The organism is Roseomonas acroporae (genome assembly GCF_023223525.1).
Classification (GTDB): Bacteria; Pseudomonadota; Alphaproteobacteria; order Acetobacterales; family Acetobacteraceae; genus Roseomonas_E; species Roseomonas_E acroporae.
This window is the reverse complement of record NZ_JALPRX010000050.1, coordinates 105,547-131,287: the sequence shown is the minus strand read 5'-3', so window position 1 is coordinate 131,287 and position 25,741 is coordinate 105,547. Positions and strand designations below refer to the sequence as shown.

20 protein-coding genes are annotated in these 25,741 nt (G+C 72.9%); 8 read left to right on the top strand and 12 right to left on the bottom strand.

Annotated features, from left to right (window positions below):
* Window positions 1-367 precede the first annotated feature (367 nt).
* Complete coding sequence (gene rpsA / locus M0638_RS12460; protein ID WP_248667315.1) at window positions 368-2,080, top strand: 30S ribosomal protein S1; 1,713 nt, start codon at window positions 368-370, stop codon at window positions 2,078-2,080.
* A gap of 328 nt (window positions 2,081-2,408) precedes the next feature.
* On the top strand, window positions 2,409-3,437 hold the full coding sequence (locus M0638_RS12455; protein WP_248667314.1) for a Bug family tripartite tricarboxylate transporter substrate binding protein: 1,029 nt from the start codon (window positions 2,409-2,411) through the stop codon (window positions 3,435-3,437).
* 192 nt (window positions 3,438-3,629) lie between these two features.
* On the opposite strand, the gene M0638_RS12450 is transcribed toward M0638_RS12455, so the two are convergent.
* Both M0638_RS12450 and M0638_RS12445 read right to left on the bottom strand, forming a co-directional pair.
* Window positions 3,630-4,313 carry a Fe2+-dependent dioxygenase gene (locus M0638_RS12450; protein WP_248667313.1) on the bottom strand — a complete coding sequence of 228 codons (684 nt, stop codon included), beginning with the start codon at window positions 4,311-4,313 and terminating at the stop codon, window positions 3,630-3,632.
* 81 nt (window positions 4,314-4,394) lie between these two features.
* Window positions 4,395-6,656 carry a TonB-dependent receptor gene (locus tag M0638_RS12445; protein ID WP_248667312.1) on the bottom strand — a complete coding sequence of 754 codons (2,262 nt, stop codon included), beginning with the start codon at window positions 6,654-6,656 and terminating at the stop codon, window positions 4,395-4,397.
* A 268-nt stretch (window positions 6,657-6,924) separates the two neighbouring features.
* Here M0638_RS12445 and ahcY point away from each other — a divergent pair, with 268 nt between their 5' ends.
* The 3 genes from ahcY (at window position 6,925) to M0638_RS12430 (ending at window position 11,113) form a co-directional block, all read left to right on the top strand.
* Window positions 6,925-8,235, top strand: coding sequence for an adenosylhomocysteinase (gene ahcY, locus M0638_RS12440; protein WP_248667311.1), 1,311 nt, complete (start codon window positions 6,925-6,927; stop codon window positions 8,233-8,235).
* Between the two features lie 408 nt (window positions 8,236-8,643).
* Complete coding sequence (locus tag M0638_RS12435; RefSeq protein WP_248667310.1) at window positions 8,644-9,765, top strand: glycosyltransferase; 1,122 nt, start codon at window positions 8,644-8,646, stop codon at window positions 9,763-9,765.
* 259 nt (window positions 9,766-10,024) lie between these two features.
* Window positions 10,025-11,113, top strand: coding sequence for a TRAP transporter substrate-binding protein (locus M0638_RS12430; RefSeq protein ID WP_248667309.1), 1,089 nt, complete (start codon window positions 10,025-10,027; stop codon window positions 11,111-11,113).
* A 91-nt stretch (window positions 11,114-11,204) separates the two neighbouring features.
* Here the strand turns inward: M0638_RS12430 and M0638_RS12425 are convergent, their stop codons facing one another.
* The 3 genes from M0638_RS12425 to M0638_RS12415 form a co-directional block, all read right to left on the bottom strand.
* On the bottom strand, window positions 11,205-12,260 hold the full coding sequence (locus M0638_RS12425; RefSeq protein WP_248667308.1) for a sensor domain-containing diguanylate cyclase: 1,056 nt from the start codon (window positions 12,258-12,260) through the stop codon (window positions 11,205-11,207).
* Window positions 12,261-12,598: 338 nt separating this feature from the next.
* Window positions 12,599-14,326: a stimulus-sensing domain-containing protein gene (locus M0638_RS12420; RefSeq protein ID WP_282571974.1), complete on the bottom strand. Its 1,728-nt coding sequence runs from the start codon at window positions 14,324-14,326 to the stop codon at window positions 12,599-12,601.
* Window positions 14,327-14,333: 7 nt separating this feature from the next.
* On the bottom strand, window positions 14,334-15,035 hold the full coding sequence (locus M0638_RS12415; protein ID WP_248667307.1) for a response regulator transcription factor: 702 nt from the start codon (window positions 15,033-15,035) through the stop codon (window positions 14,334-14,336).
* A 153-nt stretch (window positions 15,036-15,188) separates the two neighbouring features.
* Here M0638_RS12415 and M0638_RS12410 point away from each other — a divergent pair, with 153 nt between their 5' ends.
* From M0638_RS12410 to M0638_RS12400, 3 genes are all read left to right on the top strand, one after another.
* Window positions 15,189-15,995 carry a HugZ family pyridoxamine 5'-phosphate oxidase gene (locus tag M0638_RS12410; RefSeq protein WP_248667306.1) on the top strand — a complete coding sequence of 269 codons (807 nt, stop codon included), beginning with the start codon at window positions 15,189-15,191 and terminating at the stop codon, window positions 15,993-15,995.
* Between the two features lie 157 nt (window positions 15,996-16,152).
* Entirely contained in the window at window positions 16,153-17,754 is a 1,602-nt protein-coding gene (locus M0638_RS12405) for a phosphoenolpyruvate carboxykinase (RefSeq protein ID WP_408903487.1), read from the top strand.
* A gap of 25 nt (window positions 17,755-17,779) precedes the next feature.
* On the top strand, window positions 17,780-18,229 hold the full coding sequence (locus tag M0638_RS12400) for a DUF2237 family protein (protein ID WP_248667304.1): 450 nt from the start codon (window positions 17,780-17,782) through the stop codon (window positions 18,227-18,229).
* Window positions 18,230-18,508: 279 nt separating this feature from the next.
* Here M0638_RS12400 and M0638_RS12395 read toward each other — a convergent pair whose 3' ends face one another.
* From M0638_RS12395 to sppA, 7 genes are all read right to left on the bottom strand, one after another.
* On the bottom strand, window positions 18,509-18,838 hold the full coding sequence (locus tag M0638_RS12395; protein WP_248667303.1) for a hypothetical protein: 330 nt from the start codon (window positions 18,836-18,838) through the stop codon (window positions 18,509-18,511).
* A gap of 506 nt (window positions 18,839-19,344) precedes the next feature.
* Window positions 19,345-21,252, bottom strand: a complete 1,908-nt coding sequence (locus M0638_RS29095) for a sensor domain-containing diguanylate cyclase (protein ID WP_248667302.1) — start codon at window positions 21,250-21,252, stop codon at window positions 19,345-19,347.
* A gap of 750 nt (window positions 21,253-22,002) precedes the next feature.
* Window positions 22,003-22,674, bottom strand: a complete 672-nt coding sequence (locus M0638_RS12385; protein WP_248667301.1) for a phosphoribosylanthranilate isomerase — start codon at window positions 22,672-22,674, stop codon at window positions 22,003-22,005.
* Between the two features lie 134 nt (window positions 22,675-22,808).
* Window positions 22,809-23,516: an orotidine-5'-phosphate decarboxylase gene (pyrF, locus tag M0638_RS12380; protein ID WP_248667320.1), complete on the bottom strand. Its 708-nt coding sequence runs from the start codon at window positions 23,514-23,516 to the stop codon at window positions 22,809-22,811.
* Between the two features lie 109 nt (window positions 23,517-23,625).
* Window positions 23,626-23,979, bottom strand: coding sequence for a lipopolysaccharide assembly protein LapA domain-containing protein (locus M0638_RS12375; protein ID WP_248667300.1), 354 nt, complete (start codon window positions 23,977-23,979; stop codon window positions 23,626-23,628).
* A gap of 188 nt (window positions 23,980-24,167) precedes the next feature.
* The gene (locus M0638_RS12370) at window positions 24,168-24,479 is read right to left on the bottom strand and encodes an integration host factor subunit beta (RefSeq protein WP_248667299.1); all 312 of its coding nucleotides are present in this window, start codon (window positions 24,477-24,479) and stop codon (window positions 24,168-24,170) included.
* Between the two features lie 86 nt (window positions 24,480-24,565).
* The gene (sppA, locus tag M0638_RS12365; RefSeq protein ID WP_248667298.1) at window positions 24,566-25,498 is read right to left on the bottom strand and encodes a signal peptide peptidase SppA; all 933 of its coding nucleotides are present in this window, start codon (window positions 25,496-25,498) and stop codon (window positions 24,566-24,568) included.
* Window positions 25,499-25,741 lie beyond the last annotated feature (243 nt).

Genomic DNA, 25,741 nt, shown 5'->3' with positions numbered 1-25,741 from the left:
GGGGGGGGGCCCGCCCGCGGCCGCGCCGCCGGGCGGCGGAAGCGTGCCGCCGGCGGCCGCCCCCCTTGAACCGGCACCTTCCGACAACGAGATTTGACGCAGCCGCGCCGAGGGCCTAGGAGGCGCGTGCCTGTATACCCATCGTACAGGCGGAGGGGCGCGCAGGCAGAGGGGGCGGCATGCCGCCCCCGCCGGATCGCCCCGCCAGACTACCCGGCCGCCTCCCGGCCGATCCATCCGCAACCAGGGCCGCGCGCGCGTCACCGACGCCCCGGCCAAGCCGTACCCGCCGAGACCGACGCGGGCGCGCATGACCACAGGCAGCGGGACTTCCTCCCGCTCCAGCCGCACCGGAACCCGCTCATCCATGTCCACTGCGACCAGCGTCGCCAATTCGGGCGTCGAGGACTTCGCCTCCCTTCTCGACGAGACCCTCGGCGAGAACTCCTCCTTCGCCGGCTCCATCGTCACCGGCCGCGTCGTCCGCGTGCAGGACGACTTCGCGATCGTCGATGTCGGCCTCAAGAGCGAGGGCCGCGTCTCCCTCAAGGAATTCGGCGCGCCGGGTGAGTCGCCCGAGGTCAAGGTCGGCGACGTCATCGACCTCTTCGTCGAGCGCTACGAGGACCGCGACGGCTCCATCGTCCTGAGCCGCGAGAAGGCCCGCCGCGAGGAGGCCTGGAAGCTGCTGGAGAAGGCCCACGCCGCCAACGAGCGCGTCACGGGCGTGATCTTCGGCCGCGTCAAGGGCGGCTTCACCGTCGACCTCGGCGGCGCCCATGCCTTCCTCCCCGGCTCCCAGGTGGACATCCGCCCGGTGCGCGACATCGGGCCGCTGATGGGCTCGCCGCAGCCCTTCCAGATCATCAAGATGGACCGCTCGCGCGGCGGCAACATCGTCGTCTCCCGCCGGGCCATCCTGGAGGAGACGCGCACCGAGCAGCGCGCCGAGCTGATCAAGGGCCTCAAGGAAGGCCAGATCCTCGACGGCGTGGTGAAGAACCTGACCGACTACGGCGCCTTCGTCGACCTCGGCGGCGTGGACGGCCTGCTGCACGTCACCGACCTCGCCTGGCGCCGCGTCAACCACCCCTCCGAGCTGCTGACCATCGGCCAGCCCGTGAAGGTGCAGGTGATCCGCTTCAACCCCGAGACGCAGCGCATCTCGCTCGGCATGAAGCAGCTCCAGGCCAACCCGTGGGACGGCGTGGCGCTGAAGTACCCGGTCGGCGCCAAGTTCTCCGGCCGCGTGACCAACATCACCGACTACGGCGCCTTCGTGGAGCTGGAGCCGGGCGTCGAGGGCCTGGTCCACGTCTCCGAGATGAGCTGGACCAAGAGCAACGTGCCGCCGGGCAAGATCGTCGCCACCTCGCAGGAGGTGGACGTGATGATCCTCGACGTGGACGAGGGCAAGCGCCGCATCTCCCTCGGCATCAAGCAGGCGCAGGGCAACCCCTGGGAGCTGTTCCTGGAGGCCAACCCGCCCGGCACCATCGTCGAGGGCGAGGTCCGCAACATCACCGAGTTCGGCGTGTTCATCGGCCTGCCGAACGACATCGACGGCCTCGTGCACGTCTCCGACCTCTCCTGGGACCTCCCCGGCGAGCAGGCCATGGCCCAGTACAACAAGGGCGACATGGTCAAGGCGAAGGTGCTCGACGTCGACGTCGAGAAGAGCCGCATCAGCCTCGGCATCAAGCAGCTCGAGTCCGACCCGGCCGCCGAGGTGCTCGACCGCATCCGCAAGGGCGACATCGTCACCTGCACGGTCACCAAGGTCGAGAGCAACGGCATCGAGGTGAAGGTCGACGAGGTCCTGACGGGCTTCATCCGCCGCGCCGAGCTCGGCCGTGACCGCGACGACCAGCGCCCCGACCGCTTCTCGGTCGGCGAGAAGGTGGATGCCCGCGTCACCGCGGTCGACCGCGCCGGCCGCCGCCTCGCCCTGACCATCAAGGGCAAGGAAGTCGAGGAGGACCGCAAGGCCGTGGCCGAGTACGGCTCGTCCGACAGCGGCGCCTCGCTGGGCGACATCCTGGCCGCGGCCATCCGCCGCCGGAACCAGAACGCCGAGTGATCGCGGCGGCGCCGGCCGCGGCCGGCGCTTCCGGAGCCTTGCAGGCGCCGGCCGGGGCAACCCGGCCGGCGCTTTCCTTTTGCGGTATCGGAGAAGGCACCGCCTTTTCGGAACCCCATCCGCCCCCGGGGAAGGCTCCGCCTTCCCCGGCCCCCATCCACCAGGAGGGCGAGGCCCTCCCGGATCTTCTTCCGTTTTCGAATCGAGCGCCGGAAACGGTCGGGCCCGTCGGCCACGGCGGCCCGGCCGGCTACGCGGGGACGGGTTTTGTCCCTACGCTGCCGCGCACGCCCGTCACCGGCCCCGAACCCCGACGCAGGACCTCCGCATGCGCCGCCGCTCCCTGCTGGCCTTCTCCGCCGCCCTCGCCTGGGCCGCCCCGCTGCTGCCGGCCCTGTCCCGGGGCCGGGCCCTCGCCCAGACGGCCGGCCAGCCCGCCGGCCAGGCGGAGGCGCGGCCGATCCGCCTCGTCGTCCCCTTCCCCGCCGGCGGCGCCACCGACGCCATGGCGCGGCTGCTGGCTCCGGCCATGGCGGCGCGGCTGGGCCAGAACGTGGTGATCGACAACCGCCCCGGCGCCGGCGGCGTGCCGGCGGCGGAGCTGGTGGCCCGCGCCGCGCCGGACGGGCTGACCCTGCTGCTGACCACCAACAGCACCCACGCCACCGGCCCGGCCATGGCCGCCGCCTCCGGCACCCGCCTGCCCTACGATCCGGACCGCGACTTCACCCCGATCGCGCTCCTCGCCGCGACCCCCGCGCTGGTGCTGGTCTCCGCCACCGTGCCGGCGACCGACCTGCGCGGCTTCATCGAATGGGCCCGGGCGCATCGCGGCTCGGTGAACTACGGCTCCTCCGGCATCGGCACCATCCCGCACCTGACCGGCGCGCTGTTCAACGCGCTGACCGATCTCGGCATGGTCCACGTGCCCTATCGCGGCACGGGCGGCGTCTATGCGGAGCTGCGGCGCGGCGACGTGCACGCGCTGTTCGACGTGCCGCTGACCGCCAACCCCAACATCGCCGCCGGCACGGTGCGGGCGCTGGCCACCACCGGCGCCGCCCGCTCGCCGCTCGCCCCCGACGTGCCGACCGCGGCCGAGGCGGGCGTGCCGGGCTACGTGGTGGAGACCTGGTTCGGCCTCTACGGCCCCGCCCACCTGCCCGACGCGCAGCGCGACCGGATCGGCGAGGCGGCGCGCGCCGCGCTGTCGGAGCCGGAGCTGCGCCAGCGCCTGCTCGGCGTCGGCATGGAGCCGCGGCCGGACGGGCCGGAGGCGCTGCGGCGCACCGCGACCGAGGACCGGGAGCGCTGGACGCGCGTGGTGCGCGAGGCGGGGATACGCGCCTCGGACTGACGGGCCCGCGGGGCTCCGCCCGCCAGGGAGGCGCTGCCTCCCCGGACCCTCCGCCGGGGGCGAAGCCCCCAACCCCGTCGGTTCTCGGCGTGATGCCTCGACCCGCGCCGACTTTCCCGCAAGGGGGTTTCCAAAGGGGCTTCGCCCTTTGGTGGGCGGGGGTCCGGGGGAGGGCGACGCCCTCCCCCGCCGCTACAGATCCGCCCAGCGGCGCAGCAGGTTGTGGTAGGTGCTGGTCAGCGCCAGCACGCCGGGATGGTCGTCCGGCAGGTCCTGGCGCACCTGGATGATGCCCATGTCCAGCGTGTAGAGCTGCTCGCGCTGGCCGTTGTCCTTCACCATGGACTGGCTCCAGAAGAAGGAGGACCAGCGGCTGCCGCGCGTCACCGGGTTCACCCGGTGCAGGCTGGTGGCGGGATAGACCACCATGTCGCCCGCCGGCAGCTTCACCTCCTGCGTGCCGTAGGTGTCCTGCACCACCAGCTCGCCGCCGTCGTAGTCGCCGGGATCGGTCAGGAATAGGGTGGTGGAGACGTCGGTGCGGATCCGGATCCCGGCCTGCGCCACGAGGCGGATGGCGTTGTCCACGTGGGCGCCGAAATCCATGCCCACGTCGTAGCGGTTGAACATCGGCGGATAGACCCGGTAGGGCAGCGCCGCTGTGGTGAACAGCGCGCTGCGCGAGAGGGCGCGCAGCACGATCTCGCCGAGCTCGCGCGCGACCGGCGCGTCCTCGGGGATCTGGAGGTTGTGCTTGATCTTCGCCGCCTGCTCGCCGGCGGTGGCGCCGCCATCCACCCACGCCGACTGCTCCAGCCGGTGGCGGCAGTAGGCGACCTCCTCCTGCGTCAGCACCTCGGGGACGTGCACGAGCATGAGGTCGATCCTTCGGGGCGGCCGCCGCCCCGGCGCGTGGCCGGGGCGACGGTCATCGTGGCAGGCTTCGCGGGCCGGGACTCAGAAGGTCGCGGCCAGGGTGAAGGTGACGGTCCGGCCGGCCGAGGGAACGATGCGGTTGCCGAACACGCCGTCGTAGTTCAGGCGGTTGGTGAGGTTGTAGCCGTTCATCTGCACGCGCCAGGTGTCGTTGATCTTGTGCGTCAGCACCGCGTCGAGCGAGATGGTGTCGCCCACCTGCGCCGTGTTGGCCGCGTTGAGCCAGAGGCTGCTGCGGTAGATCACGCCCACGCCCGCCGTGACGTTGTAGGGCGTGTTGCGCATGAAGTCGTAGGTGTTCCAGAAGGAGACGGAGTTGAGCGGCACGTAGGGCACGCGCTGGTTCACGTTCGCCGCCGTGGTGGAGGAGGTCGTCTGCGAGTCGAGGTAGGCGTAGGTGGCCAGCATGCTCCACTCCGGCGTCGGCCGGCCGGTGATGCCGAGCTCGAAGCCCTGCACGCGCTGCTGGTCGCCGGAGGAGGTGATCACGCCGGTGAAGGGATCGGTCTGGATCGCGTTCGACTTCTCGATCCGGAACAGCGAGCCCGAGACGCCGAGCTGCCCGTCGAAGAAGCCGAGCTTGGCGCCGACCTCGTAGATGGTGGCGCGCTCGGGGGCGAGCTGGGAGTTGGCCAGGGTGAAGGTGGCGGGCAGCGAGGCGATGAACTGGCCCGGCGTCTGCGAGGTGGTGCCGTAGGAGAAGTAGTAGGTCTGGTTCGGCGTCGGCTCCCAGACCAGGCCGGCGCGCGGGTCGATCACGTCCACGTTCGAGTTGATCGAGGTGCGGGCGAAGCCGGGGCCGAACGTGTCGTAGTCGGTGCGGAAGTTGTTCCAGCGGAAGCCGCCGATCAGCGACAGCGTCGGCAGCACGTACATGCGCTCCATCAGGAAGGCGCCGACGGCGCCCTGGCTGATGCGGCGGCTGGCCGTCGCGCCGGTGCCGGCCAGATCGGTGTACACGCTGCCGTCGTGGCTCGGATCGAACAGGTTCTGGAAGCCGCGCGTGGGGGAGACGGAGAGGTTGTCGCGCGAGTCGTTCTGGTGCGACACGTCGAGGCCGGCCACCAGCTCGTGCCGGATCGGCCCGGTGGCGAAGCGCGCCGTGGCGGTGGTGATGTTCTGCACGCCCGCCGTGTTCTGGCTGAAGATCGGCGGACCGCCGCCGATGGTGGCGGTCGGGACGGTGCGCGGGTTGTTGTCGAACAGGTAGGCGACGCAGTTGGTGGGCGCGGTGCTGGCGCAGGTGGCCGGGCTCGCCGCGAAGTCGCGCCGCGCATAGGCCACGCGGGTGTCGTTGTTGAGGGTCAGCCAGTCGTTGGCGCGCCAGCGGATGCGCGAGGTGCCGCGGTCCACGTCGGTGTTGTCGCGGTCCGTGTTGAGCCCGTAGAACATCGAGCGCGGCACGCCGAAATCCGTCACCGGCCGCGCCACCGTGGTGCCCGGCCGCGCCGCCAGCGGGATGCCGTAGTCGGGCGTCGCCCGCGTGGTCTGGTGGAAGTAGTCGAGCGTCCAGGTCAGGTCGGTGCCGAGGCCGAAGGCGACCGACCCCGCGAAGCCGAAGCGGCCGGAATCCGTCACGTCGCGGCCGACCACGCGGTTGTAGTTGCCCATCACGTTGAAGCGGACGGCGGTGGTGTCGTTCACCTGCAGGTTCATGTCGCCGGTGAAGCGCGCCAGCTCGCCGAGGCCGCCGGTCATCGTCATGCCGCCGAAATTGCCGAGCTGGGCGGAGCGGCTGTTCATGTTGATCGCGCCGCCGACGTTGCCGGGGCCGAAGGTCAGCGCCGAGGGGCCCTTGAGCACGGCGACGCTGTCGATGTTGAACGCGTCGCGCGTGTAGGCGCCGAAGTCGCGCAGCCCGTCCACGTAGATGTCGTTCATGGCGTTGAAGCCACGGATGCGGAACTGGTCGCCGTTCACGCCGCCGTTGCCCTCGCCGATCGTCGCCGAGATGCCGGGGACGTTGCGCAGCGCCTGGTCCAGCGTGGTGACGTTCTGCTGCTGCAGGATCTCCTGCGGCACCACCGTGATCGCCTGCGGCGTGCTCTGGATGGTGCCGGGCAGCCGGTCGATGCCGGTCGGGCGCTGCAGGGTGTTGGCGGGAAGCTGGTTCCCGGTGGTCGTCACCGTGGGCAGCTCGGCGGCGGCGGCGGGGACGGCGGCGGGAGCGGCCTGGGCGAGCTGGACCGGCGCCGTGGGGGCATCGGCGGGGCGCCGGCCGCTGCCGGCACGGTCCGGCCTGGCCTCGGGGTCGGATTGCGCCAGGGCAGGTCCGGTGGCCATCAATGCGCAACTCGCGAGCAGGGCACCACGTGACACCGACGCGAACAGTCCGAAACCTCGATCCACCCCAGTCACTCCATCAGCCAATGCAACTGCGAGCGATTCCTACTTTCAGTGTTAACATATCGCAAGCGCAGTGTAGCATTTCGACACAACGGTGTGTCTTGAATCGAATTCGATATGGATTTGGTGGCTGCCGACCGTGTTGCTTCCGCTCGCCGCCAGGAGGTATAAAGAGATACTTATATTCGCAAGGATCGCCAGACCGATGCCCGACGCCAGCGCCTTCTCCGACTACAAGGTCAAGGACATCTCCCTCGCCGAGTGGGGCCGCAAGGAGATCTCGATGGCCGAGGACGAGATGCCCGGCCTGATGGCGCTGCGGCGGGAGTACGGGGAGACGAAGCCGCTCAAGGGCGCGCGCATCGCCGGCTGCCTGCACATGACCATCCAGACCGCCGTGCTGATCGAGACGCTGATCGCGCTCGGCGCCGAGGTGCGCTGGTCCTCCTGCAACATCTTCTCGACCCAGGACCACGCCGCGGCCGGCATCGCCGCCGCCGGCATCCCCGTCTTCGCCTGGAAGGGCATGAACGAGGAGGAGTTCTGGTGGTGCATCGAGCAGACCATCAGGGGCCCCGACGGCTGGGAGATCAACATGATCCTCGACGACGGCGGCGACCTGACGACGCTGATGCACGACAAGTACCCGGAGATGCTGAAGGCGAACGTCAAGGGCATCTCCGAGGAGACCACGACCGGCGTGCACCGCCTGTGGGAGATGGCGCGCGACAAGAAGCTGCTCGTGCCCGCCATCAACATCAACGACAGCGTGACGAAGTCGAAGTTCGACAACCTCTACGGCTGCCGTGAATCGCTGGTGGACGGCATCCGCCGCGGCACCGACGTGATGATGGCCGGCAAGGTCGCCGTGGTCGCGGGCTTCGGCGACGTGGGCAAGGGCTCGGCCGCCTCGCTGAAGAACGCCGGCTGCCGCGTGCTGGTGACCGAGATCGACCCGATCTGCGCGCTCCAGGCCGCGATGGAGGGCTACGAGGTCGTCACCATGGAGAACGCCGCCCCGCGCGGCGACATCTTCGTGACGGCGACCGGCAACGTGGACGTCATCACGCTCGACCACATGCGCGCCATGAAGCACCGCGCGATCGTGTGCAACATTGGCCACTTCGACAGCGAGATCCAGATCGGCTCCCTGCGCAACTACAAGTGGGAGAACGTGAAGCCGCAGGTGGACGAGGTGGTGTTCCCCGACGGCAAGCGGCTGATCGTGCTGAGCGAGGGCCGCCTCGTGAACCTCGGCAACGCCACCGGCCATCCGAGCTTCGTGATGAGCGCCTCCTTCACCAACCAGGTGCTGGCGCAGATCGAGCTGTGGACCAACGCCAAGGCCTACGGCACCGACCAGGTCTACACCCTGCCCAAGCACCTCGACGAGAAGGTGGCCGCGCTGCACCTCGCCAAGGTCGGCGCGCAGCTGACGAAGCTCACGCCCAAGCAGGCCGACTATCTCGGCCTGAGCGCGCAGGGCCCGTTCAAGCACGACCTGTACCGGTACTGAGCCGGCGGCGGCCTCTCCCGTCCCGCGGCCCCGGCCACGGGCCTGCCCACGGGGGAGGCTGCCATGCGCCCGGTGCGCCGCCTCCCTCCGGCGGCGCCCGCGCGGCCGCCGGCACGGGCGGCCGCGCGGCGGCGCGCGGTTGACAGCCCGGCCGCTCCGGGCCGATCACCGCGCCCTTGTCCCCGGATGGCGGCGCCCGGTACGGCCGCGACCGGCACCGGAAGCGCCCCTTACCCGACCATGAACCGAGCCAGCAACGACGCCGACACGATCGGGCCGCCTCACGGGATACCCGGGGCGGAGCCCCCGGGTGCCATCGGCGGATCGCCCCGGGCGGCGCCCGGCGGATCGTCCGGGGCAGCGCCCGGCGGATTGCCCGGGGATCCAACCGGCGGATCACCCGACGGCTTGCCGGCCCCCGCCCGTCCGGTCGCGCTGGCCGTGATCGTGCCGACCTGGAACGAGGCCGACAACGTGCTGGTGCTGGCCCGCCGGCTGCACGAGACGCTGGACGGGCTCGTGCCCTGGGAGATGATCGTCGTCGACGACGATTCGGCCGACGGCACCGCCGACCTCGTGGACGCGGCGGCGCTCGGCGGCGACACGGTGCGCTGCGTCCGGCGCATCGGCCGGCGCGGCCTCTCCTCGGCGGTGATCGAGGGCTGCCTCGCCACCTACGCCCCCACGCTGGTGGTGATGGACGCCGACCTGCAGCACGACGAGCGCGTCATCCCGCGCATGCTGGAGCGGCTGGCCGAGCCCGGCCGCGACCTCGTCGTCGCCACGCGCTACGCCGGCGGCGGCAGCACCGGCGACTGGAACGGCGCCCGCCGCGCCGGCAGCCGCCTCGCCACCTGGATGGCCCGCCTCGCCACGCCCGCCTCCCAGGCGATCAGCGACCCGATGAGCGGCTTCTTCGCCATCCGCCGCGAGGCCTTCCTGGCGGCGGCGCCGAACCTGTCGGGGGCCGGCTTCAAGATCCTGCTCGACATCGCCGCCTCGGCGCCGCGCCCGCTCGGCGTCGCCGAGGTTCCCTACACCTTCCGCCGCCGAGAGGCCGGGGAGAGCAAGCTGAACGCCACCGTCGTCCTCGACTACATCGGCATGATCTTCGAGAAGCGCAGCGCCGGCCGCATCCCGGCCCGCTTCGTGCTGTTCGGGGTCACCGGCCTGCTCGGCCTCGTCGTGCACATGGCCGTGCTCTACGGGCTCAACCGCGTGGCGGGGCTCGGCTTCGAGCTGTCGCAGACCGTCGCCGTGCTGGTCGCCATGACCTCGAACTTCCTGGTCAACAACAACCTGACCTACCGCGACCGCCGGCTGCGCGGCATGGCGGCGCTGGGCGGGCTGCTGAAATTCTACCTCGTCTGCGGCACCGGCGCGCTGTCCAACGTGGGGGTGGCGAGCTTCGCCTTCGCGCACGGCTCCAACTGGCTGGTCTCGGGGCTGGCCGGCGTGTTCGTCGCCTCGGTGTTCAACTTCGCCATGTCGAGCCGCTACGTCTGGAGCGGCCGCCGGCGGGGAGGCTGAGGCCGCGGGGCCCGCGCGGCCCCCCGGGGGGAGGGGTGGGCAGGCCGGCCCCGACAGCCTTGCAGCAACCTTCTGGCCGACATGACCCCGGCGTGCTTCACCGATGTTGCGCCCTGCCCTACAGCGAACCGCAGTCCGGTTGGGACTGCGGTTCGCCGTAGCTCGTTGTTCTCGGCGCGGATTCACGCCGCCGGGCGTGTCCGCCCGTCGGCGATCCGCTCTATCGGCCGTGACAGATCAGGTCTTCCGGGAGACTGCCATGCAACGCCGCGCCCTGCTCACCGCCGCCGCCGCCACGGCGCCCGCGGCGCTCGCCGCCCCCGCCCTGGCCCAGGCCGTGCCGGAGGTGCGCTGGCGGCTGACCAGCTCCTTCCCGCGCTCCACCGACATCCTGTTCGGCACCGCCGAGCGCATGGCGCAGCGCGTGGCGCAGATGACGGAAGGGAAGTTCCAGATCCGCGCCTTCCCGGCCGGCGAGATCGTCGGCGGGCTGCAGGCGCTGGACGCGGTGCAGAACGCCACGGTGGAGTGCTGCCACACCGCCACCTACTACTACACCGGCAAGGACCCCTCCTTCGCCTTCTTCACCATCATCCCCTTCGGCATGACGGAGCGGCAGCAGACCGCCTGGTTCCTGCACGGCGGCGGGCTGTCGCAGATGGAGGAGATGCTGAAGGGCTACAACGCCGTGCCCTTCCTGATGGGCAACACCGGCGCGCAGATGGGCGGCTGGTTCCGGCGCGAGGTGAAGACGCTGGACGACCTGAAGGGGCTGAAGTTCCGCATCGCCGGCCTCGCGGGCGACGTCTTCGCCAAGCTCGGCGCCGTGCCGACGCAGCTCGCCGCCTCGGACATCTATCCCTCGCTGGAACGCGGCACGATCGACGCGGTGGAGTTCGTCGGCCCCTACGACGACGAGAAGCTCGGCTTCGCCCGCGTCGCGCCCTACTACTACTATCCCGGCTTCTGGGAGCCCTGCGCGCAGACCCACCTGCTGGTCAACCAGCAGGCCCTGGCGGCGCTGCCCGCCCCCTACCGCTACGCGCTGGAGACGGCCTGCGCCGAGGCCAACACCGACATGATGGCGCGCTACGACCAGGGCAACCCGGAGGCCCTGCGCCGGCTGGTCGGCGGCGGCGCGCAGCTCCGCCCCTGGCCGCGCGACGTGATGGCGGCCGGCTGGCGCGCCGCGCACCAGCTCTACGAGGAGATCGGCGGCCGCAACGAGCGGTTCCGGAAGCTCTGGGAAAGCTACCGCAAGTTCCGCGACGACCAGTTCCTGTGGTTCCGCGTCGCCGAGCACAGCTACGACCTGTTCGCGCTGACGGCCGCCCAGACCGTTCGGTAACGGACCGTTCGGTGACGGAACGGTCGGTGACGGCGGGCGCCGGCGTTCGGGGCAACGGACCCGGCGATGCCGGGAAGGCCGGGCCGACGGCTCAGGCCGCGACCATCCGGTTCCGGCCGCTCTGCTTGGCGACGTAGAGGTGCCGGTCGGCGCGGGCCAGCGCCTCGTCGATGCCCTCGTCCGGAGCCCATTCGGTGACGCCGCCGGAGATGGCCACGCGCAGCGTCGCCGCCGGCAGCGCGACGGGCGTCTCCGCCACGGCGAGGCGCAGCGCCTCCGCCATCTCCTGCCCCCGCTCCAGGCCGGTCCGCGGCAGCAGCACGGCGAATTCCTCGCCGCCATGCCGTGCCAGGTGGTCGCCCGGCCGCAACGTGGCCTGCAGGGTCCGCGCGATCCGGCGCAGCACCGCGTCGCCGGAGGCATGCCCGTGGGTGTCGTTGATCGACTTGAAGTGGTCGATGTCGAGCAGCAGGACGGTGTTCCGGTCCCGCTCCCGCCGCAGCCGGCGGTGCTCGGCCCCGGCCAGACGGGCGAAGCCCCGGCGATTCGGGATGCCCAGCAGCGGATCGGTCGTGGCGAGCTGCGCCAGGGCCCGGTTCTCCGCCCGCAGCGCCTCCACCTCCGCCAGCAGCTCGACCGGCGCGGACGGCGCGTCCCGGACCGACAGGTCCGTGATGAGGGTCAGATAGCCGCCATGGTCCAGCGGGCAGCCGGCGACCAGCAGGTGCCCGCCGCGTGGCCGCCGTCGCTCCAGCTGGAAGCGCAGCCCGTTGCGGATCGCCGCCTTGCGGAAGCTGGCGTGCCGGTCCGGCGGGCCGGGGCCGTACTCGCCCGAGGCCGCGATGGCGTCGATGGCGGGCTGGACCGGCGCGCCGCCCCCCGACAGCTCGGGCGGAAGGCCGAAGAAGCCGGTGTAGGCGCTGTTGGTGAAAATCATCCGCATCTGCCGGTCCGTCACCATGACCGCCTGCGGCACCGCCCGCAGCGCCTCCTCCAGGAGCGGCAGGCCCTCCAGCGAGAAGGGCAGGGAGGACCAGCTCGCCCCCGGCCCACGGCTCCGGCCCGCCTCGATCACACGCGGGCCGTCGGGCGCGATGTCGGGGTCGGCCGTCAGTTGCAGACCAAGGTCTGGGCGCACAGGCGACATGGGCCCCATTAATTCACGGATAAGTTGTCCGCAACAGATCAATCTCCCCCATGAAGGCGAAATCGATTTCCTGCCGCCACCCCTGCGTGCCAGCCGCCTGTGCCGCCCTCTCGCCGCCCCGTCGGCCGGACGGGAACGGGAACCGACCCGTCCGGAACGCCGGCGGGCAGGGCCGCGGCCAGCCCCGCAATTCCGGCCGGCCAGCGGCAGCGGGACCGGCGGCGCGGACGGTCCCTAGAGCCGATCCACCCTGACTGTATCAGGCCGGAACGGCTCTAGCCTTTTGATTTTTCGCATTTTCCGAGCCGCTGAGCGAGGACGCTCAGCTTGAAAATGCTCTAACCGGCCGGCAGCCGCACGATGAAGCGGGCGCCGATCACCTTGCCGTTGGCGTCGCGCCGGTTCTCGGCGCTGATCCGCCCGCGCAGACCCTCCACGATCTGCCGGCTGATGGACAGGCCGAGGCCGGAATGCTTGCCGAACTGCTCGCCGCTCGGCCGCTCCGAGTAGAAGCGGTCGAAGATGCCCTCCAGCCTGGCCTCGGGGATGCCGGGCCCCTCGTCCTCCACGGTCAGCTCCACCATGGCGCCGGTGGGGCGGGCGCGGACCTGCACCGTGCCGCGGGGCGGGGAGAAGGAGAGCGCGTTGCCCAGCAGGTTGCGCAGCACCTGCACCAGCCGCCCCTCGACGCCGCGCACCACGAGCCGGTCGGGCGCCTCCAGCGCCACCACCGGGTCGTTCTCCTTGCGGGTCGCCTGGTGCAGCTCGGCGAGGGCCGAGAGGATCGGGCCGATGTCCACCGGCTCCGAGGCGGTGCGCGACAGCTCGGCATCGACGCGGGAGCTGTCGGAGATGTCGGCGATCAGCCGGTCCATCCGCACCGCGTCCTCGGCGATGATGGCCAGCAGCCGCTTCTGGTCCTCGGGCTTCTCGACCCTGAGCAGCGTCTCCAGCGCCGAGCGGACGGAGGTGAGCGGGTTGCGCAGCTCGTGCGCCACGTCGGCCGCGAAGCGCTCGTTGGCGTCGATGCGGGCCCAGAGGGCGGTCGCCGAATCCTGCAGGTCGCGCGCCAGCACGCCGATCTCGTCGCGCCTCGCCAGCAGCGGCTCGGGCACCGAGCCGGCGCGGCCCTTGCCGGCGCGCATCGCGGCGGCGGCGGCGGCGAGCTGGAGCATCGGCGTCGCCGTGGTGCGGGCGAGGTAGACGGAGAGCGCCACGGTCAGGGCGAGGGCCAGGGCGAACAGGCCGAGCACGGAGAAGCGGATCTCGAACAGCCGCTGGTCCACCTCCCGCGCCTCGCGGGTGAGCAGCACGATGCCGACGCTCTGGTTGCCGCGCCGCGCCGGCTCGGCCACCGAGACCAGCAGGCGGCCGTCGGCGGTGCGGCGGACATAGGGGTTCACGCCGCCTTCCAGCGCGATGCGCAGCTCCTCGCGCCGGTCCGGGCCGAGATCGGGCTGCCAGTCGAAGGAGGGGGCGTCGGGGTTGACGTCCACCACCACCCCGTCGCGGCCGCTGGCGCCGCGCACCGAGCGCGGGAACAGGCCGATCAGCCGGTCGTAGAGCCCGGCCAGCGTGCCGGCGAAGATGCGCCGCGGCTCCGGCGGCGGCAGCGGCTCGGAGACGATGGCCCCCCCCTGCCCTTCCCGCAGCCGGCTGTCGGCGACCACCAGGCCGTTGTTGTCGAACAGCTTGGCCTGGGTGTTGGGCGAGGGCTCGACCAGCCGGCGCAGCAGCGGCCGCGCCGCGTCGGGCGAGAGCACCATGCGGTCGTCCTGCGGCCGCACCGCGGCCTCGGCGATGCCGTTGGCGTAGATGCGGGCCTGGGTGCGCAGGCTCTCCACCTCGGCGGCCATCAGCCCGTTCTGGTACTGGTCGAGGTAGAGCAGCGAGGCCGCCAGCAGCGCCGGCGGCAGGGCGTTCATCAGCAGGATGCGGCGCAGCAGCGGCGAATGCCACAGGCGGCGCGTCGGGTCGGCCCTGGCCACCGGGGCGCGGGGCGCGGCACGGCCGCCCGCCTGGGCGGGCGACGCGAGGGGTGGGGGAGCCGCGCCGCCTTCCGGCATGGTGGCCTCACTGCTCCTTGTAGCGGTAGCCGATGCCGTAGAGGGTCTCGAACTGGGCGAAGTCGGGATCGACCTGGCGGAACTTCTTGCGCACGCGCTTGACGTGGCTGTCGATGGTGCGGTCGTCCACGTAGATGTTCTCGCCGTAGGCGGCGTCGATGAGCTGGTCGCGGTTCTTGACCATGCCCGGCCGCACCACCAGCGCCTTGACCAGCAGGAACTCGGTGACGGTGAGCTGCACCGGGTGGCCCTTCCAGGTGCAGGTGTGCTTGGTCTCGTCCAGCACCATGTCGCCGCGCGCCAGCACGCCGCCGGGGGGCGAGCCGGCCCCCTCCGAGCGGCTCGCCTCGTTGCGCCGGAGCAGGGCGCGGATGCGCTCCAGCAGCAGGCGCTGGCTGAAGGGCTTGGTGATGTAGTCGTCGGCGCCGAGGCGCAGCCCCATCAGCTCGTCCACCTCCTCGTCCTTGGAGGTGAGGAAGACCACCGGCATGGCGGTGCGCTGGCGCAGGCGCTGGAGCAGCTCCATCCCGTCCATGCGCGGCATCTTGATGTCGAGCACGGCGAGGTCGGCGGGCTTGGCCAGCAGGCCCTGCAGCGCGCTCTCGCCGTCCGTGTAGGTGCGGACGTGGAAGCCCTCCTGCTCCAGGGTCATGCTGACCGAGGTCAGGATGTTGCGGTCGTCATCCACCAGGGCGATCGTGGCGGGCATCGGCGGGGCTCCGGGGGCGCGGTCGTCGGTCTCGGCCACTCATTAGGCACGGCCGGGCGGGCCGTCACCCCGGCGCGACCCAGGATCGCCGCCGATTGTGGCGCGAGGCGGGCCGAAGCGGCGGGCCGGCAGGGTGGGATTGGCGATATGGCGATGGATGCGGCGGCTTTCGAGGCGCGCTGCCTCGTGCGGGCGGCGGGATCGGCCACGCTGGCCACGGCGGCGGGCGGGCAGCCCTTCGCCAGCCTGGTGACGCCGGCGGCGGCGCCCGACCTCGCGGTGCTGCTCTGGCTCTCCGCCCTGTCGGAGCACACGCGCCAGCTCCGCGCCGAGCCGCGCTGCGCGCTGCTGTTCACCGGCGCCGCCACGGGGCCGAATCCGCAGACCACGCCACGCGTCACCCTGACCGGCCTCGCCGAGCCGGTGCCGGACGCGGAGGCGCCGCCGCTGAAGGCGCGCTGGCTGTCGCGCCATCCCTACGCCGCCCTCTACGCCGGCTTCGCCGATTTCGGGCTCTGGCGGGTGCGGCCGCGATCGGCGCTGCTGGTCGGCGGCTTCGCCCGCGCGACGCGGCTGGCCCGCGCGGCGCTGCTGCCCGACCCGGCGGCGGTGGCGGCGATCGCGGCGGCCGAGGCAGGCATCGTCGCGCACGTGAACGCCGATCATGCCGGGGCGGTGGCGCTGATCGCCGAGCGCCTGCTGGGCGCCCCACCCGGCCCCTGGCGCCTGGCCGGGGTGGACCCGGATGGCTGCGACCTGGCGCTGCCGGACGGCACGCCGGAGGGCAGCGAGGCAGGGGGCGGCGCGTCGGAAGCCGGCGGGGCGGAGGAGGGCGGGGCGGCGCCCACGGGGCTGGTGGCACGCCTGGCCTTCGCCGCGCCGGTCGCCACCGCCGCCGGCGTGCGCGAGGCGCTGGTGCGCGCCGTCCGCCAGGCCCGGGGGGAGCCCACAGAAAGTTAAGTTGCCTTTTAAGTGTGCATTGACCAGCTTACGGTTTACTGCCTAGGATCCTCTGCAATCCAAGAGGAACGGCGCCAAGGAACCGAACCGGAAGCGCCGCACAACGCGACCTCCGGCTCGAACATCTTCCTTCCACCGGAGGTTCTGCTTGAACGCTATCACCAGCCTGCCCGAAAATCCCGCTCTCGCCGGCACCGGCGTGCGCAGCGCGGCCCCGATCCACGCCAACCTGACGGCGAACGGGCTCTACGCGAACGCGCTGCGCCGCGGCGACGGCACGCTCTCGGCCGATGGCGCCTTCATGGCGAACACGGGCGTGCACACGGGCCGCTCGGTCCAGGACAAGTTCGTCGTGGACGACCCCGAGGCGCATGACGAGGTCTGGTGGGGGAAGGTGAACCGGCCGCTGCCGGTGGAGAAGTTCGAGGGCCTCTCGGCGCGCGTGCGCGACTATCTCGGCCAGGCGCCCGAGCTGTACACGCAGGACCTCTACGCCGGCGCCGACCCGAAGTACCGCATCCGCGTGCGGCTGGTGAGCACGAGCCCGTGGCACGCGCTGTTCGCGCGCAACATGTTCATCCGCCCCGAGCGCGCCGAGCTGGAAGGCTTCACGCCGGACTACGTGATCCTGCACGCGCCGGACTTCATGGCCGACCCGGCCGTGGACGGCGTGCGCACCGAGACGGCGATCTGCCTCTCCTTCGCCAAGAAGACGATCCTGATCGCCGGCACCAGCTACGCGGGCGAGATCAAGAAGTCGATCTTCACCGTGATGAACTGGCTGCTGCCGCCGCAGGGCGTGCTGCCGATGCACTGCTCGGCCAACATGGGCAAGGATGGCGACGTCGCGCTGTTCTTCGGCCTCTCCGGCACCGGCAAGACCACCCTCTCCTCCGACCCCGAGCGCCAGCTCATCGGCGATGACGAGCACGGCTGGTCGGACCAGGGCGTGTTCAACTTCGAGGGCGGCTGCTACGCCAAGGTGATCGACCTCTCGAAGGAGGCCGAGCCACAGATCTGGAACGCGAGCCACCGCTTCGGCACCGTGCTGGAGAACGTGGTCGGCGACGAGCAGGGCAACCTCGACCTCACCGACCGCTCCCGCACCGAGAACACGCGCTCCTGCTACCCGATCGAGTACATCCCGAACACCGTGCCCGGCGGCGTCGGCAAGCTGCCGAAGAACGTGGTGATGCTGACGGCCGACGCCTTCGGCGTGCTGCCGCCGATCAGCAAGCTGACGCCGGCGCAGGCCATGTACCACTTCCTCTCGGGCTACACCTCCAAGGTGGCCGGCACCGAGAAGGGGCTGGGCAAGGAGCCGCAGGCGACCTTCTCCACCTGCTTCGGCGCGCCCTTCCTGCCGCGCGACCCCGAGGTGTACGGCAAGATGCTGGCCGAGCTGGTGGCCCGGGACGGCGCGCAGTGCTGGCTGGTCAACACCGGCTGGACCGGTGGCGCCTACGGCACCGGCCACCGCATGAGCATCAAGCACACCCGCGCCCTGCTGCGCGCCGTGCTCGACGGCTCGCTCAAGGACGCGGCCTTCATCACCGACCCGTTCTTCGGCCTCGCCATGCCGCAGGACGTCGAGGGCATCCCGAACGAGGTGCTGAACCCGCGCGAGTCCTGGGCCGACAAGGCGGCCTACGACAAGCAGGCGACGCATCTGGTCGGCCTGTTCGAGAAGAACTTCGAGACCTTCGCGGGCAACGTGGACGAGTCCGTCAAGGCCGCCGCGATCCGCACCGCGGCCTGAACGGCGCGCGAAGGGCAAGGCCGCCTTGCGCGGGACCGAAGGCGGGCCGGCAGGCCCGCCGGAGGATCGCCCCGACCGGCGCCCGGCGGGGCATCCCGTCGCGCGCCCGGAAGGACGCAACGTCGTCGGCGGCAAGCTGCTGCCCTGCTCGGTGGCCCCCCTCACCGGCTTCTTCCGGGACGGATGCTGCAACACCGCCCCGGAGGATTTCGGCCTGCACACCGTGTGCGCCGAGATGACGGAAGAGTTCCTGGAATTCTCGAAGCGCCGCGGCAACGACCTGTCGACGCCACGGCCGGAATACGGCTTCGCCGGGCTGCGGCCCGGCGATCGCTGGTGCCTCTGCGCCGCGCGCTGGCAGGAGGCGCTGGCGGCCGGTTGCGCGCCGCCGGTCCTGCTGGAGGCGACGCATGTCGCCACCCTGGAGGTGGTGGGCATCGAGGTGCTGCGCCTGCACGCCGTCGACCTGGACTGATACCCGCCCGCATCATCCCCGACCGGCGCGGACCGGTAGCACGCGCGGGGTCGCCCGGACGGCAGTGAGCGGCCGCGCGCCGGACCGAGGGATCACGCCGGGCCGCGCAAGCGCGGACCGGCAGGGGAACAGGAACCGCCGCCGGCGACCGGCCGGGGGACCGGAAGGCAGGGTGCCGGACAGGGCGGGCCGCTTCCCACCGGATCGCTCGCCATCGGACCACTCGTCGGAGCCCGACGTCCCGGGCGGGCCGCGCGGTGGAAGCGGGCGCAGGGCCCGTCAGGCCGCGAGGTGGGGCCGCCGGCGCCGCTGACCGGTCACGCGCACCTCGATCTGCAGGCGCGGCCGCATGAAGGCCGGCACCATCGCGGTGATGCTGGCCGTGGCACTCGCTCCCTGATCCAGCAGGATCGGCAGCGAGGCCGCGTCGTCGGGCGGCAGGAAGCCGAGCACCCGGCCATCCGTCGCATGGACGTAGATGCGCCGCGCCCTGCTCCCCCGCGCCGGTGCGCAGCGCAACTCCAGCGGGCTGCCGAGGCGCAGGCCGGCGAGGGCGGTGAGATCGGCCAATTCGCCCATGCCCGCCAGGTAGGTCTGGATCACCAGCATCCACAGACACCCATGGCAGGCAGCCATGCCGGGCCAATCGAGGGCATGGGGAGGTCTCCTCTAGAGCGTTCGGTCGACGGCCTGCCGGGAAAGGCGAGGCCGGCCGGGCAGTCCGCGGAACTTGCGTCGCGGTTGGCTGCCGGGAAATCCGTATACCATGACTCTTCCCCGCTGTACACGCGTCAGTGGTCCAGGGCGAGCGAGGGCGCAACAAATTCCGTCAGGCATTTAATATTTTACACATCATCACTTGACAGGATGTGCGACGGGCCGGTCCCTGAACGCCGCCCCACCGCCCCCTGCGCGTACCGCCCCGCGCAGGCCAGGACCTGCGTGGGGCGGACTCAAAGCCTGTTCGAGAGGCCTGCGGCGGAGGGATGGCGAGGGATTTTTCGTGCCGGGAAGGAAGGGACGCCGGCACGATGCGGGGCATCGTGCCAGGTCCCTGACGCGCCCGGCGCGGAAAAGACCCGCCGGACCGACCCGCAGGCCTCTCGAACAGGCTCTCAGATGCGTGCCGCCATCCGCCCCGGCAGCGGCGCCTGCGAGACCCGGTTGCGGCCTTCCCGCTTGGCGACATAGAGGGCCCGATCGGCCGCCATCAGCAGCGCTTCCGGATCCGACGGCTCCGACAGGCCACCAGGGATCGCCGTGGCGACCCCGATGCTCGCGGTGACCACCGGCAGCGGAGCACCCGCCCCGCCATGCGGCAGGCCGAGCGCCTCGATCTCGGCCCGCACCCGCTCGCCCAGGCGCGCCACGTCGACGGCGCCGGTGCCGGGCAGCAGCAGCACGAATTCCTCGCCGCCGTAGCGCGCCGCCATCTCGCCGGCCCGCCTGACCGCGTCGCGCAGCGGCCCGGCGACGCCGCGCAGGCAGTCGTCGCCGGCCAGATGGCCGTGCCGGTCGTTGAACGACTTGAAGGCGTCCACGTCGATCAGCATCAGGGAAAGCGGCCGTCCGCGCCCGGCGCAGCCATGCCATTCCGCCGCCAGCGCCTCGTCGAAGGCGCGCCGGTTGGAAAGGCCGGTCAGCCCGTCCTGGCGGGCGGCCTCGGCCAGCCGCATCTCCAGCCGCTTGCGCTCGGTGACGTCGCGCGACACCGAGATCACGCCGTCCGGCCTGCCGGTGGCGACGTCGCGCGTCACGCGCAGGGTGGATTCCAGCCAGATCGAGTGGCCGTCGGCATGGCGCGCCCGGTAGGTCACCACCACCTCCTCGGTCTGGCCGCTGCGCAGCCGGGCGATCTCCCGCAGCACCGCCGGCCGGTCCTCCGCCGGCATGTCGGCCAGCGCCTCGGTGCCGATCAGCGCCTCGGGCGAGCAGCCGAGCAGACGCCAGGAGACAGGCGAGACGTAGCGCCGGCGGCCGGCGAGGTCGATGCGCGCCACCATGTCGCCGGAATTCTCGGCCAGCGCCCGGAAGCGCGCCTCGCTCTCGCGCAGGGTCTCCTCCGCCTGGCGCCGCCGCCTCAGCTCCAGCCGCAGCGCCACGGCCAGCGCCGCCATGAACGCGAACAGGCCGAGCATGAGCAGGCCGATCTGCCAGGCCCGCGGCCACCAGCGCGCCTCGATGTCGGCGGCGCTGAGCGAGACCACCACGCATAACCCCGTGCCCGGTATCCGGGTGACGAGATCGAGGTGGCGGGCGCCGTCGGGTTCGGTTCGCGTCACCGGCCCGGCGCGGGCCTCCCGCGCCCCGGCGCAGCCGCGGAACCCGTCCGCCGAGGCCGGGCCGCCACTGCCCACCACCCGGACCGCCGCCTCGCCGTCGCCGAGGCAGAGGGCCAATGCGCCGGCCGACCCGAGCGCGATGCCGCCGAGCAGGTTGCGCAGATACTCCAGGCGCACCAAGCCGACCACCACGCCGGCGAACCGCCCGGCGCCGTCGTCCAGGCGCCGACTCACCCCGAGCATCGGGCCGCCCAGCCACTCCTCCATGATCGGCGGGCTGACGACCAGCCCCTGGTCGGAGGCCGCGTCGCGATGGCGCCGGTAGTAGGGGCGGTCGGCGAAGCTGCCCGACGGCTGCCCACCGCGGGAGAACAGGAGCGGGTCGCCCGCCCGGTCGAGCACCAGGATGCCGGAGAGATGACTGGCCATCGCCGCACGGTCGAACAGCACGAGGGCACGCAGCGCGGGGTTGATCCGCGGCAGCTCGGGATGATCGATGTTCTCGATCACCGCATGCAGGGAGAGGTCGAGCACCTCCAGCGTGTGGCTGATCTCCTGCCCGACGACGCGGCCGAGATTGGCGGCCTCGTCGCCGGCCGCGTTCCAGGCGTCGCGCCGCGCGTCCAGCAGCGTCGCGAGGCCGAGCAGGCAGAAGGCGAAGGCCGCCACCAGGGTGAGCGCCGGAACCGCCCGGATGTCGATCCACGTCCGCTGCCCGGACGCCCGCGGCGCATCGGCCACGCCCGGCGGGCCGGACGACCGCCCGAAATCGGCCCGGCCCGGTTCCGCCGCGTCCCGGCGGTGTCGATGCAACGTCACCGGTCCCGCCGACCGGGCCTAGGTCGGATCGCCGGCAGGCGAGGCCGTCCGGGAGCGGCAGGCGGCGCCGAGGGCGCGGACCGGCGGCAGGCCGCGCTCCCGACCGGACCTTCGCCCGCCGCGGGGAGCCCCGTCGGAGGAAGACCGGTCCGGCCTGGATCCGGCCCGCGCCGGCGGCGTCGTCCACCCGGCGCGAGGTGGCGGGACTGCGGCGGTGCGGTGGCCCGTGGTCATGGTCGCAGCGCGCCGAACCCCGGACCGGCACGAAAGCTCCCCCGCCATTCCGTCGTCGCTCCCCTCGCAGAGGCGCCCGGGAACCGGACGCGATGCCCGCTCCGTCGCCGCGACGGCCCTGTCCCCGGCACCTGCCATCGGTCGGCCCGGCGAGAATAAGCCAACGGGCTGCCGCCCCGCGCCGGTTTCTCGCGACGCCCGGCCCGGTCGGCCGCCGATGCGCGAACGGCCCGCTTCGGGCCACCATCCGGCCGGGACGACGATTCGCCACGGGCCCCTGTCGGCGAAGCGGAGCGCGTCGGCGGCGATCCGCCCGCCGGGGCCGGGCACCGGTCGCGGCCGGGGCCCCGCTCGGGCCGCTGCCCCTGCCGGCGGACGGCGGCGAAGGCCGCCGGAGCGGGCGGCGAGCCGTGCCGGTCCGGCGCGGGCAGACCGGAATCAGGTGGCGGGACGGGCCATCCGCCGCGGCGCCGCGTCCGGGGCAGCATGCGCCGACGCGACGAAGGCGGCGACCATGGCGGGATCCTTCACGCCGCGCGCCCGCTCCACGCCGGAGGAGACGTCCACGCCCGGCGCCCCGCTCTCCGCGATGGCGTCCGCGACGTTGGCCGGGGTCAGCCCGCCGGCCAGCAGCCAGGGCAGCGGGATCCGGCGGCGGGTGGGCAGCGACCAGTCGAAGCGCCGGGCATTGCCGCCGGGCAGCGCGTCGCCCGGCACAGGCTTGGCATCGAGCAGGAAGCGGTCCACCGCGCCGGCATAGCGGTCGAGCGCCGCGAGATCCGACTCGGCCGCGATGCCGAGCGCCTTCATCACCGGCCGCCCGAAGCGGGCACGCAGCATGGCGCAGCGTTCGGGCGACTCCGCGCCGTGGAGCTGGATCAGGTCGAGCGGCAGGGCGGCGAGCACGGCCTCCAGCAGCGCGTCGTCCGGGTCCACAAACAGCCCGACCCGCCCTGCCCCGCCGGCCTGCCGCGCGGAGAGCGACGCCGCCACGGCGGGCGACACGGCGCGCGGCGAGGGCGGGAAGAACACGAAGCCGACCAGGTCGGCACCCGCCGCGAGCGCCGCATCGAACCCGGCGGCATCGTTGATGCCGCAGATCTTGACCATGGTCCCAGCGGGGGTCCCAGCGGGGGTCCCAGCGGGGGTCCCAGCGGGGGTCCCAGCGGGGGTCCCAGCGAGCGGCCCAGCGGGAGGCCCAGCGGGGGTCCCAGCGGGAGACCCGGCGGAGGAAGCGACGGGCGTCACGGCAGGCCGGCGACGATCGCCGCCGCGGCGGCGGCCGGGTCGGCGGCGCCGGTGACGGGGCGGCCGACCACGATCCAGTCGGCGCCGGCCGCCACCGCCTCGGCCGGGGTGGCGGTGCGCGCCTGATCGCCGGTCGCGCTGCCGGCCGGCCGGATGCCGGGCACCACCAGGGCAGGGGCCGCGCCCAGCGCGTCGCGCAGCGCGGCCACCTCCCGCGGCGAGCAGACCAGCCCGTCGGCACCGGCCGACAGGGCCAGCCGGGCGAGGCGCAGCACCTGCGCCGCCGGGGGGTCGGAGACGCCGGTCGCGGCGAGGGCGGCGGCGTCGAGGCTGGTCAGCACGGTCACGGCGAGCAGCAGCGGCCGCGCCGCCCCGGCCCGCTCGGCCGCGTGTCGCGCGGCTTCGATCATCGCGGCACCGCCGGCGGCGTGCAGGGTGAGCATGGCGGGGCGCAGCGGCAGCAGCGCCCCCACCGCACCGGCCACGGTGTTCGGGATGTCGTGCAGCTTGAGATCGAGGAAGACCGGCGCCCGCGCCGACACCGTGGCCGGCGCGGCGGGCCCCACCGCGTCGAACAGCTCCAGCCCGACCTTGAGGAGGCCGCAGGCCGGGGCGAGCGAGTCGGCGAGGGCGGCGGCACGGGCCGGGTCCGCCGTGTCGATCGCCACGATCAGGCGCTCGCGCGCCGAGGCAGGCCGGCCGATCACGCGGCGCGCCGCCCGGCACGCGGCCGGTCGGGACACGGCATTGCGCATCCCGGCCGGACGATGCTGCCGCCAGGGGGAGCGCGAAGCGGGCCGCCGGCGACGGCGTTCACGGCTTTCCCGCCAGGCCCGACGGCGCGGCCGGCGGCGCCGGCATCGCCTTCGCCTCGGCCTGGCGGCGGGCGGGATAGACCTCCTGGGTGCGCAGCCCGGCGAGCTGGGTCTCCATCCGGCGGGCCGCCCCCTCCATCTGCCGGGCGCGGCGGCGGTAGGGCAGCGAGGCGATCCAGGCCACGGCGGCGCCGATCAGGAAGGAGAGCGCCGCCACCGCCAGCACCGCGAAGGACAGGGGCACGGCGTAGGCGTAGTCGAAGGGCCAGAGGGTGAGCTGGACCTCCTGCCGGTTCGACAGGGCGAACAGGATCAGCAGCACCAGGAACGGTCCGAACAGGATCCAGCGCATGGTCTTCCTTCAGCGCCCGTTGGAGGGTCGGGACGGCACGGCGGGCCGGGGCATGACGGCGCCGGCGGAGCGGCACGGGCAGGGCGGCCCGGGCATCGCGGCACCGCCCGGCGGGACGGGGCGCGGGAGGTATCGGCAAAGCCGCACCGTGGCGCAAGCGCCGCGCCGCCGTGGCGTCGGGCGGCCGCTCAGGCCGGCGCGGCGTCCGGAGTCGCCTTTTCCTGGCCATTGACCCGCTCCCGCAATTCCTTGCCGGGCTTGAAATAGGGCACCGCCTTGCCCTTCACCTCCACCGCCGCGCCCGTGCGCGGGTTGCGGCCCGTGCGCGGATCGCGGCGCTTGGTGGAGAAGGCGCCGAAGCCGCGCAGCTCCACGCGGTCGCCGCGCGCCAGCGCCTCGGTGATCTCGTCGAAGATGGTGGCGACGATCAGGTCCACGTCGCTCGGCCGCAGATGCGGGTTGGCCTCGGCAAGCTGCTGGATCAGCTCCGACTTGGTCATCGAACGCGCATCCCCCGCTTCGGCCGCCGGGCCGCCGGCGGCGCCGCGGCGCGCGTCCTGGCGCCTGGCGTGCCGCCAGGGCACCGTCACGCGGAAGGCTGCCAGACCGACATGAAACCGTCAACGCCAAGCCATTCTGAAACCACGCTTTTCAGAAGCGAGCCGAGAAACGGCCCCAGCGCCAGGCCGAGGCTGCGGCCGATTCCGGTGCCGGTGGAGAGATCCCGAATCGGCAGTCCGGCCGGCAGATGACGCTCCGACTCGAGCCAGCGACGCGCCTCCGCCTCGCCGCCGATCGAGTCCACCAGCCCCGCCGCCAGGGCCTGCCGGCCGGTGAAGATCCGGCCGTCGGCGAGCGGCCGCACCCGATCCTCGGGCATGTGCCGGCCCGCGGCGACCATGGCGACGAACTGCGCGTGCAGGTCGGCCACGATGCGCTCCAGCGCGGCGCGCCCGGCCTCGTCGAGTGGCCGGAACGGGTTGGGCACGGCCTTCAGCGGCCCGGAGGTCAGGATCTCCGGCCGCACCCCGATCCGGCCGAGCAGCTCGGACACGTCGAAGGATTGCAGCAGCACGCCGATCGAGCCAGTGACGGTGCTCTCGCGCGCGATGATCCGGTCGGTCGCCACCGCCGTCATGTAGGCGGCGGAGGCGGCGGTGCCGCGCAGCACGGCGACCACGGGCTTGCTCTCCCGCAGCCGCACCAGCGCGGCATGCAGCGCCTCGCCGCCGCCGACGCTCCCGCCCGGGCTGTTGATGGAGACGATCAGGGCGCGCACGGCCGGGTTGCGGCCGGCCTTCTCCAGCGCCTCCAGCACCTCCCGGTCCTCGGCGATGAAGCCGCTCACCGTGAGGCGGGCGATATGGGCGCCGCCAAGCCCGCCGGTCCCGACCCCGGCGGCGCGCCCGACCAGCAGCGCCAGCAGCGCCACGGCCAGCAGGACGGCGCCGCCGCGCCAGAGGGTCAGGCGGCGCTTCAGGCGGCGGCGGTCGATCAGCGCGTCGGCTTGCAGGGTCAAGGGAGGCTCCCGGGCGGGCCACCGCCCGGTCGGACCGGGCGCCGGATCGGTTCGATGGGACGGGCGCGGAGGCGACGGACCCGCCACTCGGCAGGCGCCGCGACCCGCGCCGGAAGGGTGGCCCGTCGGCGGTGCCCTCCGGGGTCGCACTCTGGCCGAAACGGCATGCCGCGCCAACACGGCCACGGCGGCGCCCGCCCCGCGGATGGCGGCCGGGATGGGCGCGGATCGACCCGGCAGCCG